Source organism: Actinosynnema sp. NPDC004786 (genome assembly GCF_053601135.1).
In genome coordinates this window covers 115,624-128,989 of sequence record NZ_JBSGBG010000024.1, presented here as the reverse complement: position 1 = coordinate 128,989, position 13,366 = coordinate 115,624, and the positions used below count along the sequence as shown (strand labels likewise).

The window sequence follows — 13,366 nt, the reverse complement described above, 5'->3', positions numbered from 1 at the left end:
CGGCCAGGCCGGAGCGGGCGGCCAGGCCGGAGCGGGCGGCCAGGCCGGAGCGGGCGGCCAGGCCGGAGCGGGCGGCCAGGCCGGAGCGGGCGGCCAGGCCGGAGCGGGCGGCGAGGTGGTGGTGGTCGGGCTCGGGCCGGCCGGGCCGCAGTGGTTGACGCCGGAGGCGCGGGAGGCGTTGGCGGCGGCCGAGGAGTTGGTCGGGTACGTGACCTACCTGAACCGCGTGCCGGTGGACCCGCGCCAGCGGCGGCACGCGTCGGACAACAAGGTGGAGGCCGAGCGGGCGGCCTTCGCGCTCGACCTCGCCAAGCGCGGGCGTCGGGTCGCGGTGGTGTCGTCGGGCGACCCGGGCGTGTTCGCGATGGCCGGCGCGGTCCTGGAGGTGGCCACCGACCCGCAGTTCGCCGACGTGCCGGTCCGCGTCCTGCCGGGGGTGACGGCCGCCCACGCGGTGGCCAGCCGGGTCGGCGCGCCGCTGGGCCACGACTACTGCGTGGTCTCGCTGTCGGACCGGCTCAAGCCGTGGGAGGTGATCGAGCGGCGGCTGGAGGCGGCGGCCGCCGCCGACCTCGTGCTCGCGATCTACAACCCGGCGTCGCGCAGCCGCACGTGGCAGGTGGACAAGGCCCGCGACGCGCTGCTGCGGCACCGCTCCCCCGACACGCCGGTGATCGTCGGCCGGGACGTCGGCGGCCCCGAGGAGTCCGTCCGGGTGGTGCGGCTGGCCGACCTCGACGCGTCCGCGGTGGACATGCGGTGCCTGCTGCTGGTCGGCTCCTCGCAGACCCGGGTCAGCGCCCGCGGCACGGTGTTCACCCCGCGCCGCTACCCCGCGTGAGCCAGTCGACCGCCTCGGCGACCGTCTCCACCAGCGGCGCGTCCGGTGGCGGGGGTCGGCGCACGACCACGACCGGGATGCCGAGGTGACGGGCGGCCGCCAGCTTGGCGGCCGTCATCGGCCCGCCGCTGTCCTTGGTGACCAGGACCTCGACCCGGTGCTCCCGCATGAGCGCCAGCTCGCCGTCCACTGTGTACGGACCGCGGTCGAGCACGACCGCCAGCCGCGGGTTCGGCGGGTCGGGCGGGTCGACGGTGCGCGCCACGCCGTCGGTGAACGCGGCCAGCCCCCGACGCCCGGTGGTGACGAGCGCCCGGCGGCCGGCGACGAGCGCGGCGGCCTCGGCGACGCTGTCCACGTACCGCCAGCCCTCCTCGGGCGGCCAGCCGGGGCGGCGCAGCACCAGGAACGGGGTGCCGGTCGCGGTGGTCGCGGCGAGGGCGTTCGCGGTGATGCGGTCGGCGAACGGGTGCGTGGCGTCCACGACGGCGTCCACGCGTTCGGCCCGCAGGTACGCCACGAGCCCGTCCACCCCGCCGAAGCCGCCGACGCGGACCTCGCCCTCGGGCAGCTTCGGGTCGGCCACCCGGCCGGCCAGCGACGAGATCACCCTCATCCCGGTGAGCGCGGCGGCGAGCGCGCGGGCCTCGCCCGTGCCACCCAGTACCAGCACGGTCTTCACGGCTGTTGCATCCTGTCGTCGTGAGCACGAACCTGCGCTTCGGCTGGACCACCGGCGCCTGCGCCACCGCCGCCACCACGGCGGCGTACACGGCGTTGCTCACCGGTGAGTTCCCCGACCCGGTGGGGATCGTGCTGCCGAAGGGCCAGACGCCGACGTTCGCGCTGGCCCGGGAATCCCTGGCGGACGACCGCGCGTTCGCCGCGATCGTGAAGGACGCGGGCGACGACCCGGACGTCACGCACGGCGCGCTGGTCGGCGCGACGGTCCGGCACGGCGCGCCGGGCAGCGGCGTGGTGTTCGAGGCGGGGCCCGGTGTCGGCACGGTGACCAAGCCCGGCCTGCCGCTGGCCGTCGGGGAGCCCGCGATCAACCCCGTGCCGCGGCAGATGATGCGCGAGCACGTCGCGCGGGTGGCGGCCGAGCACGGCGGCGCCGGCGACGTGGTCGTGACGGTCTCGGTGGAGCACGGCGAGGAGCTGGCCCGCAGGACGTGGAACCCCCGGCTGGGCATCCTGGGCGGGCTGTCGATCCTCGGCACGACCGGGATCGTCGTCCCCTACTCGTGCTCGGCGTGGATCGACAGCATCCGGCGCGGCATCGACGTGGCCCGCGCCCAGGGCCACCGGCACGTGGCCGGGTGCACCGGAAGCACGTCGGAGAAGGTCGCGGCGGCGCTGCACGGGCTGCCCGAGGACGCGTTGCTGGACATGGGCGACTTCGCCGGCGCGGTGCTGAAGTACCTGCGCCGCCACCCCGTGCCGAGGCTGACCATCGCGGGCGGCATCGGGAAGCTGTCCAAGCTGGCGGACGGCCACCTCGACCTGCACTCGGGCCGCTCGCAGGTCGACCTGGGCTTCCTGGCGTCCCTGGTGGACGATCCCGCGGTCGCCTCGGCGGTGGCCGACGCGAACACGGCCCTGGGAGCGCTCCAGGTGTGCCAGGCGGCGGGCGTGCCGCTGGGCGACCTGGTGGCGGCGAGGGCCAAGGCGACGGCGGACGGCGTGCTGCGCGGCGCCCCGGTCGCGGTGGACGTCGTCGTGATCGACCGCGCGGGGACGGTCGTCGGCCGGGCCTGACGTCACGGTCGGCTGCGGGCGGTGGAGTAGAGGTGGCTGTCCGGGAAGCCCTCGGCGGCCAGCGCCCGGCCCACGACGATGACCGCGGTCCGCTTCACGCCCGCCGCGAGCACCTGGTCGGCGATGTCGGCGAGCGTGCCGCGCAGCACGACCTCGTCCTCGCGGCTGGCCCGCGCGACCACCGCGACCGGGCAGTCCGCGCCGTAGTTGGGCAGCAGGTCGGCCACCACCCCCAAGATCCGCTGCACGGCCAGGTGCAGCACGAGCGTGGACCCGGACCGGCCCAGCGTCGCCAGGTCCTCGCCCTCGGGCATGGGCGTGGCGCGGGCCGCCGTGCGGGTCAGGATCACGGTCTGCGCGACGCCCGGCACGGTCAGCTCGCGGCGCAGGGACGCGGCCGCCGCGGCGAACGCGGGCACGCCCGGCGTCACGTCGTAGGGGATGCCCAGCGCGTCCAGCCGGCGCATCTGCTCGGCCATCGCGCTGAACACCGACGGGTCGCCCGAGTGCAGCCGCGCCACGTCGTGCCCGGCCGCGTGCGCGGCGGACAGCTCGGCGGTGATCTCGTCCAGGTCGAGGTTCGCCGTGTCGACCAGGCGCGCCCCGGGCGGGCAGTGCTCCAGGACCTCGACCGGCACGAGCGCGCCCGCGTACAGGCAGACCGGTGACGCGGCGATGATCCGCGCCGCCCGGAGGGTGAGCAGGTCGGCCGCGCCGGGCCCGGCGCCGATGAAGTGGACGGTCACGCGTTCTCCCCAGCAGTGTGCTCTTTGGTCACGGCCCACGTGGTCACGGGCATCTGCGCGCGCCAGCCGGTGAAGCCGCCGATCGCGGTCGCCCGGCTGACCTCGATCCGGGTCAGGTCGCCGCCGAGCCGGGCCCGCCACCGCGTCAGCACGGCCTCGGACTCCAGCGTCACGGCGTTGGCGACGAGCCGCCCGCCGGGCTTGAGCGCGTCCCAGCAGCGCTCGACCACGCCGGGCGCGGTGAGGCCCCCGCCGATGAACACGGCGTCGGGCGGTTCGAGGTCCAGCGCCTCGGGCGACGAGCCGACGACCACCTCGATGCCGGGCACGCCGAACGCCGTCGCGTTGCGCCCGACGCGCGCCGCCCGCTCCGGGTCCCGCTCCACGGCGACGGCCCGGCAGCGCGGGTGGGTCCGGCACCACTCGACGGCGATGCTGCCCGCGCCCGCGCCCACGTCCCACAGCAGCTCGCCGGGGCGCGGCGCGAGCAGCGCCAACGTCACCGCGCGGACCTCGCGCTTGGTCAGCTGGCCGTCGTGCTCGTAGGACTCGTCGGGCCGGCCGGGGGTCAGCGACGCGCCGTCCGCGCCGCACTCGACCGCGAGCACGTGCAGCGGGTCGGCGTCGTCGAGCGAGTGGTGCACCCGCTCCCCCGGCCCGCCGAGCTGCTCCAGCACGGTCAGCCGCGCGTCCGGGGCCAGGGCGGCGACCTCGCGCGGCCGGCCGCCGAGCACCAGCACGCGCCGCCCGGGGTGCAGGTGCGGCACGACCAGCGCGGCGGGCCTGCCGACCAGGCTCACCACGTCCACGTCGTCCAGCGCCCAGCCGAGGCGGGCGCACGCCAGCGACACCGACGACGGGTGCGGGACCACGCGGACCCGGTCCGCGCCCAGCAGCCGGACCAGGGTGGTGCCGATGCCGTGGAACATCGGGTCGCCGCTGGCCAGCACGCCCACGCGACGCCCCCCGTACCGGGCCAGCAGCCCCGGCAGCGCCGGGACCAGCGGCGACGGCCACGGCACCCGTTCGACGTCGCCCGGCACCAGGGCGAGCTGCCGGGCGCTGCCCAGCAGCACCTCGCAGGACTCGACCGCGTGCCGGGACGCGGGCGGCAGGCCGTCCCAGCCGTCGGCCCCGATGCCGATGACGGTGACGCTCACACCGTCCCCAGCACGCGCGTGACGGCGATCTCGATCACCACGCGCTCCGGGTTCGGCCGGGGCGTGCGGTAGCGGTCGGCGTAGCGGCGCTCGGCGTCCCGCACCACCTCCGGCTCGCGGCGGACCACCGCCCGGCCCTCCAGCGTCGACCAGCGGCGTCCGTCCACTTGGCACACGGCGGCGGGCGCGCCACCGGGGCCGGCCGCGAGGATTTGGCGCACCTTGTGCGACGTCCCCGAGGTGATCACCCGGGCGGTGGCGGTCTCCACGTCCAGCGTGACGCCGACCGGCACGACGTGCGGGGTGCCGTCCGGGCGGATCGTGGTCAGCGTGCACAGGTGCCGCTCGGTCCAGAACGCGCGGAAGTCCTCGCCCTTGCTCGACAACATGCGTGCATCATGCGGCACGCACCGGCTAGGGTGGAAAACGTGACGCGCCGATTTAGCCGCCCCCGGCCGGGAGACCCGGTCGCCGGGGCGTGTGGCGTGCGCTAGTTCACGCGGTCCCGGTGGCGGACCGGCTCGGGGGACACCTCCAGCCGTCCGGCTTCCACCGCTCGAAGGGACCACCGCGATGCCCCGCGACCTCAGCGACCCCACGTACGGGCCGCACGCCGTGCAACTCCTGCTCGACCAGATCCTGACCGCCCTACCGGGTGAAGTCCGCGTGCTGCGCGATCACCCGGAGGTGTCGGTGGACGACAACTACACCGCGTTGGGCTACCCGCCCGACGCCATCACCCGCGACGCCCGCCACACGCGCTACACCGGCCCGAACCGCATGCTGCGCAGCCACACCACCGCCATGGTGCCGCCCGCGCTGCGGCTGCTCGGGACCCGGGACGACTGGGACGACGTGACGCTGGCGTGCGTCGGCATGGTCTACCGGCGCGACGCCGTGGACCGGGTGCACTCGGGCACGCCGCACCAGCTCGACGTGTGGCGGATCTCCCACCACCGGGCCGACCTGGACGAGCTGGTCGACGCCGTCGTCACCGCCGCCGTGCCGGGCCTGCGGTACCGGACCACCCCGGCGACCCACCCGTACACGACCGGGGGAAAACAGGTGGACGTGCTGGTGGACGGCGAGTGGCTGGAGGTGGCCGAGTGCGGCCTGGCCGCCCGCCACGTGCTGCGCCGGGCGTGGCTGCCCGACCACGTGCACGGCCTGGCGCTGGGACTGGGCCTGGACCGGCTGCTGATGCTGCGCAAGGGCGTCCCGGACATCCGCCTGCTGTCCTCCGACGACCCCCGCGTGGCCAACCAGATGCTCGACCTGACGCCGTACCGGCCGGTGTCGAAGCACCCGCCCGTCACCCGCGACATCTCGGTGGCGGTCGGCCCGGACGCCGACGACGAGACCATCGGCGACCTGGTCCGCGCCGCCGTGGGCGACCTGGTCGAGGAGGTCGCCGTGGTGGGCGGGACCCCGGTGCCCGACCTGCCGCCGGCGGCCGTGGCCCGCCTCGGCGCGCGCCCCGACCAGCGGAACGTGCTGGTCCGGCTGGTCCTGCGCCACCCCACCAGGACCCTGACCGACGACGAGGCCAACGCCGCCCGTGACGCCGCCTACGCCGCCGTCCACGAGGGCGACGCGCCACTGCGTGCGGCGGGGTGAGGCCGGTGGATTAGGTTCGGATCATGAGCGCGTGGGCGGCCAAGGCGATCCGGCAGGTGCGAGAGGGCCATCGGCCCACGCCGCTGCGCGGCCTGCGGGTGGGCGGGGCGGACGTCGTCCTCAAGGACGAGACCGCCCTGCCCACCGGCAGCACCAAGGACCGCACGGTCGCCGCGATGCTGTGCCACGCGATCGCGAGCGGCCGCATCACCGAGGGCACAGGCATCGTCGTGGCCACCGCCGGCCCGGTCGCCCTGGCCGCCGCCCGCTTCGCCACCCTGCTGGACCTGCCGTTCACCGCCCTGGTCCCGGCCAGGACCCCACCGGCCGTCCTGGACCGGATCGTCCACGCGGGCGGCCGCTGGCGGCGGGCCACCCAACCCCCGGCCGCCCTGCAGCACGAAGCCCACACCCTGGCCGAGGGCTGGGGAGCCCACTTCCTCGACCACCTGACCGACGCCGAACCGGCCGTCGCCGCGTGGCCACCGACCCTGGCCGACGAACTGTTCGCCCAACTCCCCGAACCCCCGCGCTGGGTCGTCGTGGGCGCCGGCACGGGCGCCACCTCGGCCGCCATCGGCCGCCACATCCGCCGCGAGGGCCTGGACACCAAACTGGCCGTCGTGGACCCGGAGAACTCCGCCTACTTCCCCGCCTGGGCCTCCGGCGCACCGGACTACGGAACCGGGATGCCGTCCCGCATCCCCGGCATCGGCCGCCCGCGCGTCGAACCGGGCTTCCAACCGGGCGTGGTGGACCTGGTCATCCCCATCCCCGACGCCGCCTCCGTCGCCGCACTGCACTGGCTGCACCGGCAGAACGTCAACGCCGGCCCCTCCACCGGCACCGCCGTGTGGGGAATCCACCACCTGACCACCGCACTGCGCGAACCGGGCCCTTTCGCCACCATCATCGCCGACAGCGGAACCCCCTACCACAACACCTACCTGAACCAAACCTGGCTCCAGGACCACAACCTCGACCCCACCCCCTACACCGACCAACTACACCCCTGAAACACCCTCAGCCAATCCCAGCCCACCCGATCCCAACCCACCCTCATCGGACCCGCAGCGCGCCCATCGAGCCGGACAGCACCGACTCGCCCTCACGGCGTCGGCTTCACCAACGGCACCGTCGGCACCGTGATCGACGGATCGGAAGTGGTGATCGGTGGCACCGGGTTCCACTCGTCCTGCTCGGGCCCCGGCCTGCACCCGGAGCCCGAGCAGAAGACGAACAGCGCGGAGAGCCCGCACATCGACGAGGTCTTGACCTTGCTCACGCCGGGCGGGCTACACCCCGCCCCACCGCTAATCGCAGGTGTACGGGGTCACCTGGGCGCACGCCGCGGAGATCGGCGTGTAGGCCATGTCGCCCGCGTTGCTCTCGCCGGAGATGATGCCGACCACCCGCGCGCCCGTCCCGGTGGAGTCCAGGATGACCGGGCCGCCGCTGTCGCCGTTGTCGCTGAGGTCCGCGCCGTTCAGCGGTCGGACCTTGGTGAGGCCGCAGACGTTGATGTTCGCGTCCGAGTAGAAGATGCAGACGTTGGTCGCGGACACCTCGCCGGTGCACTGCGTGCCGCTGACCGAACCGTTCCCGCACACCCGCAGGCCGAGGTAGTTGGACGTGTCCTTGGTCTGGTACAGGTCCGTCGGGAAGGTGACGCTGCCGTGCCACTGGCGGTTGGTGTACCGGTTGGTGCGCAACGACTCCGCGTCGATCCGCCCGTTGCCTCACTGGACGGACTCCACCGTGCCGGCCTGGCCGGTGACGTACACCGTGTTGGTGCCGCCGTCGAAGTAGCCCTGGTAGATCACCTCGCCGACCCGGTAGCAGTGCCCGGCCGTGTACACGTGGGTCTGCGGGTAGTTGACCGCCGCGGTGCTGCACTGGGAGATGCTGTTGCCCGCCACGCGGATGATCCGGTTGCCCGTGTAGTAGGGGAACCCGTCCTGCACGCGGTTGGCCGCGTCCGCCGCCGCCACGCCGGCCGACGGTCCCGCCTTCGGGTCGGGCAGCCGCACCACCCGGGGCGGCGTGGACGTGGTCTCCTTCTTCTCGAGCGTGCGGTAGGTCGTGTCGTCGCGGACGACCTCGACCGCGTCACCGGCCTCGCGGCGCAGGCTCGCGGCCAGTTCGGCGGTGTTCTCGCGGGCGTGCACGACGACCTTGCCCTGCCGCTGGTCGACGTACCAGCTGCTGACGGTGGCCCGGCGGGCGGCGTCCGGGGCCTGGAGGACGGCGTCGACCTTGGCCAGGGCGTCCTGGAGCGCGGTCAACGACCGGGGTCGTGACTCGAACTCCAGCCGGATGCCCGCGTCGGGCGATCTGCGGGACCGGGCCACGCCGGTCACCCGGTCGCGCGCCTTCGCCGGGTCGGCCCCGTCGGCGACCGCGACGACGAAGCGCTTCGCGTCGTGGTCGTACCAGGAACCGGCGAACTCCGCGCCGTTCCGGTGGACCACCGTGCTGAGGGAATTCAGGTCTTGCTCGTCGACGTACAACCCGGCCGCGGTGTCGTCGGCTCCGGCCGGGAGCGCGCCGACCGTCGTGACCGTTAACAGGGTGGCCGCGATGGCGGCGAATCGGGAACGCAATGCCATGCTTGCTCCTGGGCTGCTTGGCGTGATGTCGAGCAGTGGAAGGGCAGGCGGCACCGACCGGGCGCGTCGAGTCACGCGCCGGTGTGCGGAACGGAGATTGCCGAGCCCCCCGCGGTCGCCGGAAACCGTTGTCCGGCCGGCGACCGGGACCGGACACTACTACCGGCCGCGGCGAGGGCTCAAGGGTTCGGGAACGGCTCGGTCCCGCCGGCGGGACGGAGCCGTCGTGCGGCGGGACCGGCGGGCGGTCAGGCCCTGATTTCGTTGAGGTAGTTGTAAATCGTGTACCGGGTCACGCCGAGCACGCCCGCCAGGTAGTCGACGGAATCGCGGATGAGGAACAGGCCGGCCTCGTCCAGCACCCGCACCACCTCCGACTTGTGCGACTTCTTCATCAGCTCCACGGGCACGCCGACGGCGGTGACGGCGCGTTCGACCAGGAGCCGCTGGAGGGTGTCCACGTCACCGGGGAACGCCTCGACCGCCGACACCGCGCCGCCCGGTCGCCGGTTCGGGCCGGGGTCGCTGTTCACGCACAGGCAGCCGACCGCGACGCCCTCCGCGTCCCGCAGGAACACGGTGGACGAGTGGATCACCCGGCCGTCCGGCGCGTAGGTCTCGTAGCCCGCCAGGTCCTGCGTGGTGCCCCGGCGCACCAGGCCGAGCAGCAGGTCGGTCATCGGGCCGCCGACCTCGCGGCCGGTGAGGTCGCCCGCGATGGCGATGATCGAGTTCGGCAGCGCCGCCAGGTCGTGCAGGACGACCTCGGTGCCCGGCCCCAACACCCCGGCGAGGCTGTTCACCGTCGGGACGAGGGCGGCGAGCACGTCCGGGGTCACCGCACCCGCCGGCGCGCCCACCGCGGCGCCGGCCGGCTTGCGCAGCTCCCGCAACGCGGCGGCGAACCGGGCGGTGGTCTCCGGCGTGGTGGAGGCGTGCGGCGACAGGCGGACGTGCTCCGGCCGCACGGTGGCCGTCACGCCCGCGTCCGCCAGCGCCGCCCCGATCACCGACGGCGGGTGGTCGGGCAGGGTGAACGCCAGGATGCCCGCCCGGCGCTCCACCGCGGAGACGATCCCGCCGCCGGCCGACCGCACCACCTCGGCCAGTTCGTCGACCCGGTCCACGACCCTGGCCTGGATCGCCTCCACGCCGGCCAGTTCGACCAGCTCCAACGCCGCCGCCAACGCCCCCGCCGCCACCGGGCTCAGGTTCGTGATCGACCACCCCGCCGCCCCCTCCCCCACCGGGTGAACGGCGTTGTCGAACAACCCGGGGTCCTGCGCCCCCGTCCACCCCGACAGCACCGGCTCCAGCCTCTCCAGCGCCCGGTCGGACAACACCAGGAACCCGGTCGACCACCCCGCCCGCAGCCACTTCTGCCCGCCGACCACCAGCACGTCGGCGACCTCCCACGGCTCGTCCACGACCCCGAAGCCCTGGATGCCGTCCACGACCAGCAACCGGTCGCCGACCACCTCGCGCAGCGCCGCCAGGTCGGCCCGGTACCCGGTGCGGAAGTCCACCGCGCTCACCGACAGCGCCGCGGTCGCCGGCGTCACCGCCTCCCGCACCACGTCCGCCGTCACCGGGCCGGCGGGCAGCCACGACACGTCCACCGACGGCGACCGGGCCCACGGGTAGGTGTTCGCCGGGAACTCCCCCGCCGACACCAGCACCTCGCCGGTCACGCCCAGCGCCGCCTGGAACAGCCCGGTGCTCGTGTTCGGCAGCAGCGCCACGTGGTCGGTGTCGCCCCGGCACAGCCGGGCCACCGCCGCCTTCGCCCGCAGCTCCTGCCGCATGAGGTCGTCCACGGTGGACGGACCGGCCGACGCGGACGCCTCCGCCAGCCGCGTGGAGGCGTCGACCACCGCGAACGACGGCGGCCCGAACCGGGCGAAGTCCAGGTACCCCTCCGGCTCGCGGAACTGGACCAGGTAGGACGACGGGATGCGCGTGACCACCTACCGCACCTTCCACCGCGTGACCACCTACCGCACCTCCCACCGCGTCCGCTAGAGCACCTTCGCGAGGAACTGCCGCGTGCGGTGCTGCCGCGGATTGTCCAGCACCTGCTCCGGCGGTCCGGACTCGACCACCGCTCCGTCCACCATGAACACCACCGAGTCGGCCACCTGCCGGGCGAACCCGACCTCGTGCGTGACCACGACCATGGTCATCCCGTCGCGGGCGAGGTCGGCCATCACGTCCAGCACCTCGCCGACCAGCTCCGGGTCCAGCGCCGAGGTCGGCTCGTCGAACAGCATCAGCTTCGGCCGCATCGCGAGCGCCCGCGCGATCGCCACCCGCTGCTGCTGGCCGCCCGACAGCTGGTGCGGGTAGGCGTCGGCCCGGTCCGCGAGCCCCACCCGGTCGAGCAGCGCCCGCGCCTCGGCCAGGGCCGTCGCCCGGGGCGTGCGCAGCACGTGCACGGGTCCCTCGGCGACGTTCTGCACCGCGGTCCGGTGCGGGAACAGGTTGAACCGCTGGAACACCATCCCGATGCCCCGCCGCTGCCGCGCCACCTCCCGTTCGCGCAGCTCGTGCAGCCTGCCGCCGCGCGCGGCGAACCCGACCGCCTGGCCGTCCACCCAGATCCGGCCGGCGTCGATCGTCTCCAGGTGGTTCACGCAGCGCAGGAACGTCGACTTGCCCGCGCCCGACGGCCCGAGCAGGCACACCACCTGCCCGGCGTCCACGGTGAGGTCCACCCCGCGCAGCACCTCGACCGCGCCGAACGACTTCCGCACGCCCACCGCCCGCAGCAGGCTCACCGCGCCACCCCCTTGCCGTAGTGGCGCTCCAGGAAGTGCTGGCCGACGCCCGCCAGGCTGACCACGACCAGGTACCAGGCCGCCGCGGCCAGCAGCGTCTCCATGATCTGGAGGTTGCGCGAGGCGATGTTGTTGGCCGCGTGGACCAGCTCCAGGAACCCGATCACCGACGCCATGGACGTGCCCTTCAGCAGGTTGACGAAGTCGTTGCCGGTCGGCGGGATGATCACGCGCATGGCCTGCGGCAGCACGACCCGGCGCAGGGTGGTCACGGGCGTCATGCCGATCGCCCTGGCCGCCTCGACCTGGCCGCGGTCCACGCTGTCGAGCCCGGCGCGCACGATCTCGGCCATGTACGCGCTCTCGTTGAGCCCCAGCCCGAGCAGCGCCGCGACGAACGCCGTGACCAGCACGTTCGTCTTCTCCTCGACCAGCCCGAACACGGAGATGTCCTCGAAGACCAGCGCCAGGTTGAACCACAGCAGGATCTGGAGCAGCACGGGCAGGCCGCGGAACAGCCACACGTACCCGGCGGCGAACCAGCGGGCGACCGGGTTGGCCGACCGGCGCAGCAGCGCGACCAGCACCCCGAGCACGATCGCGCCCGCCTGCGCGGCCACGGCCAGCACGACCGTGTTGACCAGGCCGCGCAGCACGATGTCGTGGGTGAAGAACCCGGGCACGGCGGCGTAGTCGATCTTCGCGCCGGCCAGGGCCCACCCCAGCGCGCCGAGCGCCGCGAGGATCGCCGCCCCGCCGACCCACCGCCCCCGGTGCCTCAGCGGGACGACGACCAGGTCGTCCCCGTCCTCACCGGCCATTGACGGTCGCCTTGGTCACCGCGCCCTGGCCGACGTCCCACGCGTCGAGGATCCGGCGGTAGGTGCCGTCGTCGATCAGGGCCTGCAACGCGTCCCGCAGGGCCGCGGTCAGCTCGGGGGTGTTCTTGTTGACGCCGATGCCGTACGGGCCGCCGTTGATCGGGGCCAGGTCCACGACCTCGAAGAACTCGCCGTCACCCGCCGTCCTCGCCACGTAGACGGCGGTGGGCAGGTCGTTCAGGATGGCGTCGACCCGGCCGGTGCGCAGCTGGTTCTGGTTCTGGGTGTCGCTGTCGGTGGCCGTCACCCCGATGGGCTCGCCGGACAGGCACCGGAACCCCTTGGCGTAGCTCTCCTGGCTGGAGCCGAGGTTGACGGCGACGGTCTTGCCGCACAGGTCGTCCGGGCCCTTGATGCCCGCCGGGTTGCCCTTCCGCACCATGATCGTGATGCCGGAGGTGAAGTAGTCGACGAAGTCGATCGCCCGCTGCCGTTCCGGGGTGTCGTTCATCGCGGCCACGGTGACGTCGATCCGGCCCGCCTGGAGGCTCGTGATGAGCGAGCCGAACGCCATGTCGTGGTGCTCGACGGCCAGCCCGAGCTTGGCCGCGACCGCCTTGACCAGGTCGACCTCGGAGCCGACCGGGGTCTTGCCGTCGGCGGCGTAGAAGTTGTTCGGCGGGTTCTGGATGTTCGAGCCGACCTTGAGCACGCCCGATCGGGTGAGGGCGTCGGGGAGCCCGGCGGCCAGGGCGTCGTCCTTGGTGACGGATTGCACGATCGACGCGGTGGCCGGCAGGTCGTCGGCGGGGCCCGCGGGTGGGTCCTCGGCGGGCGCACCGCACGCCACCAGCGCCAACACGGACAGGGACAGGGCTGCGGCTCCGCGCACGACCCACCTCCAACTGTCGGGTGACCCGGAAACTACAACTGTTTGTTGAAGTCGTCCACGGCCAGTTGAAGGGAATTGTGGGCGGTTCGCGGTCGTTGCTCGGGGTACAAGGGGGCAACCCCATGTCCACAGCAAGGAGGAC

The 13,366-nt window shown here is 74.2% G+C and carries 15 protein-coding genes; 4 read left to right on the top strand and 11 right to left on the bottom strand.

Annotated elements, in window-relative coordinates; genetic code table 11:
* Positions 1-841, top strand: an 841-nt coding sequence (cobJ, locus tag ACWEFJ_RS22555; protein ID WP_449714926.1) for a precorrin-3B C(17)-methyltransferase, incomplete at its 5' end; no start/stop codon positions are given.
* Here the strand turns inward: cobJ and ACWEFJ_RS22550 are convergent.
* On the bottom strand, positions 816-1,523 hold the full coding sequence (locus tag ACWEFJ_RS22550; protein ID WP_378093457.1) for a cobalt-precorrin-6A reductase: 708 nt from the start codon (positions 1,521-1,523) through the stop codon (positions 816-818). The two genes, cobJ and ACWEFJ_RS22550, sit on opposite strands and share 26 nt — an antisense overlap.
* A gap of 20 nt (positions 1,524-1,543) precedes the next feature.
* Here ACWEFJ_RS22550 and ACWEFJ_RS22545 point away from each other — a divergent pair, with 20 nt between their 5' ends.
* Complete coding sequence (locus ACWEFJ_RS22545; RefSeq protein ID WP_378093459.1) at positions 1,544-2,602, top strand: cobalt-precorrin-5B (C(1))-methyltransferase; 1,059 nt, start codon at positions 1,544-1,546, stop codon at positions 2,600-2,602.
* 2 nt (positions 2,603-2,604) lie between these two features.
* Here ACWEFJ_RS22545 and cobM read toward each other — a convergent pair whose 3' ends face one another.
* From cobM to ACWEFJ_RS22530, 3 genes are read right to left on the bottom strand one after another with little or no spacing between them, the layout of a single operon-like run.
* Positions 2,605-3,348 (bottom strand): precorrin-4 C(11)-methyltransferase, encoded by a 744-nt coding sequence (cobM, locus tag ACWEFJ_RS22540; RefSeq protein WP_449714925.1) that lies wholly within the window; start codon positions 3,346-3,348, stop codon positions 2,605-2,607.
* Positions 3,345-4,508, bottom strand: a complete 1,164-nt coding sequence (cbiE, locus tag ACWEFJ_RS22535) for a precorrin-6y C5,15-methyltransferase (decarboxylating) subunit CbiE (protein ID WP_449714924.1) — start codon at positions 4,506-4,508, stop codon at positions 3,345-3,347. The genes cobM and cbiE overlap by 4 nt, the downstream gene beginning before the upstream one ends.
* Positions 4,505-4,897: a pyridoxamine 5'-phosphate oxidase family protein gene (locus ACWEFJ_RS22530; RefSeq protein ID WP_378093465.1), complete on the bottom strand. Its 393-nt coding sequence runs from the start codon at positions 4,895-4,897 to the stop codon at positions 4,505-4,507. Before ACWEFJ_RS22530 ends, cbiE begins: the two co-directional genes overlap by 4 nt.
* 184 nt (positions 4,898-5,081) lie before the next feature.
* Between ACWEFJ_RS22530 and srmL the strand changes: the two genes are divergently transcribed.
* Together srmL and ACWEFJ_RS22520 are read left to right on the top strand one after the other, a co-directional pair.
* The gene (srmL, locus tag ACWEFJ_RS22525) at positions 5,082-6,125 is read left to right on the top strand and encodes a PheS-related mystery ligase SrmL (protein WP_449714923.1); all 1,044 of its coding nucleotides are present in this window, start codon (positions 5,082-5,084) and stop codon (positions 6,123-6,125) included.
* A gap of 23 nt (positions 6,126-6,148) precedes the next feature.
* The gene (locus ACWEFJ_RS22520; protein ID WP_449714922.1) at positions 6,149-7,141 is read left to right on the top strand and encodes a pyridoxal-phosphate dependent enzyme; all 993 of its coding nucleotides are present in this window, start codon (positions 6,149-6,151) and stop codon (positions 7,139-7,141) included.
* Between the two features lie 92 nt (positions 7,142-7,233).
* Here the strand turns inward: ACWEFJ_RS22520 and ACWEFJ_RS22515 are convergent, their stop codons facing one another.
* From ACWEFJ_RS22515 to ACWEFJ_RS22485, 7 genes are all read right to left on the bottom strand, one after another.
* Entirely contained in the window at positions 7,234-7,410 is a 177-nt protein-coding gene (locus tag ACWEFJ_RS22515; protein WP_449714921.1) for a hypothetical protein, read from the bottom strand.
* A 28-nt stretch (positions 7,411-7,438) separates the two neighbouring features.
* The gene (locus ACWEFJ_RS22510) at positions 7,439-7,837 is read right to left on the bottom strand and encodes a hypothetical protein (RefSeq protein WP_449714920.1); all 399 of its coding nucleotides are present in this window, start codon (positions 7,835-7,837) and stop codon (positions 7,439-7,441) included.
* 27 nt (positions 7,838-7,864) lie between these two features.
* Positions 7,865-8,734: a S1 family peptidase gene (locus ACWEFJ_RS22505; RefSeq protein ID WP_449714919.1), complete on the bottom strand. Its 870-nt coding sequence runs from the start codon at positions 8,732-8,734 to the stop codon at positions 7,865-7,867.
* Between the two features lie 248 nt (positions 8,735-8,982).
* Positions 8,983-10,701, bottom strand: coding sequence for an aminotransferase class V-fold PLP-dependent enzyme (locus tag ACWEFJ_RS22500; protein ID WP_449714918.1), 1,719 nt, complete (start codon positions 10,699-10,701; stop codon positions 8,983-8,985).
* Positions 10,702-10,752: 51 nt separating this feature from the next.
* Positions 10,753-11,511: an amino acid ABC transporter ATP-binding protein gene (locus tag ACWEFJ_RS22495; RefSeq protein WP_378087941.1), complete on the bottom strand. Its 759-nt coding sequence runs from the start codon at positions 11,509-11,511 to the stop codon at positions 10,753-10,755.
* Positions 11,508-12,332 (bottom strand): amino acid ABC transporter permease, encoded by an 825-nt coding sequence (locus tag ACWEFJ_RS22490; RefSeq protein ID WP_378087943.1) that lies wholly within the window; start codon positions 12,330-12,332, stop codon positions 11,508-11,510. The genes ACWEFJ_RS22495 and ACWEFJ_RS22490 overlap by 4 nt, the downstream gene beginning before the upstream one ends.
* On the bottom strand, positions 12,322-13,224 hold the full coding sequence (locus ACWEFJ_RS22485) for an ABC transporter substrate-binding protein (protein WP_378087945.1): 903 nt from the start codon (positions 13,222-13,224) through the stop codon (positions 12,322-12,324). The genes ACWEFJ_RS22490 and ACWEFJ_RS22485 overlap by 11 nt, the downstream gene beginning before the upstream one ends.
* Positions 13,225-13,366: the final 142 nt, after the last annotated feature.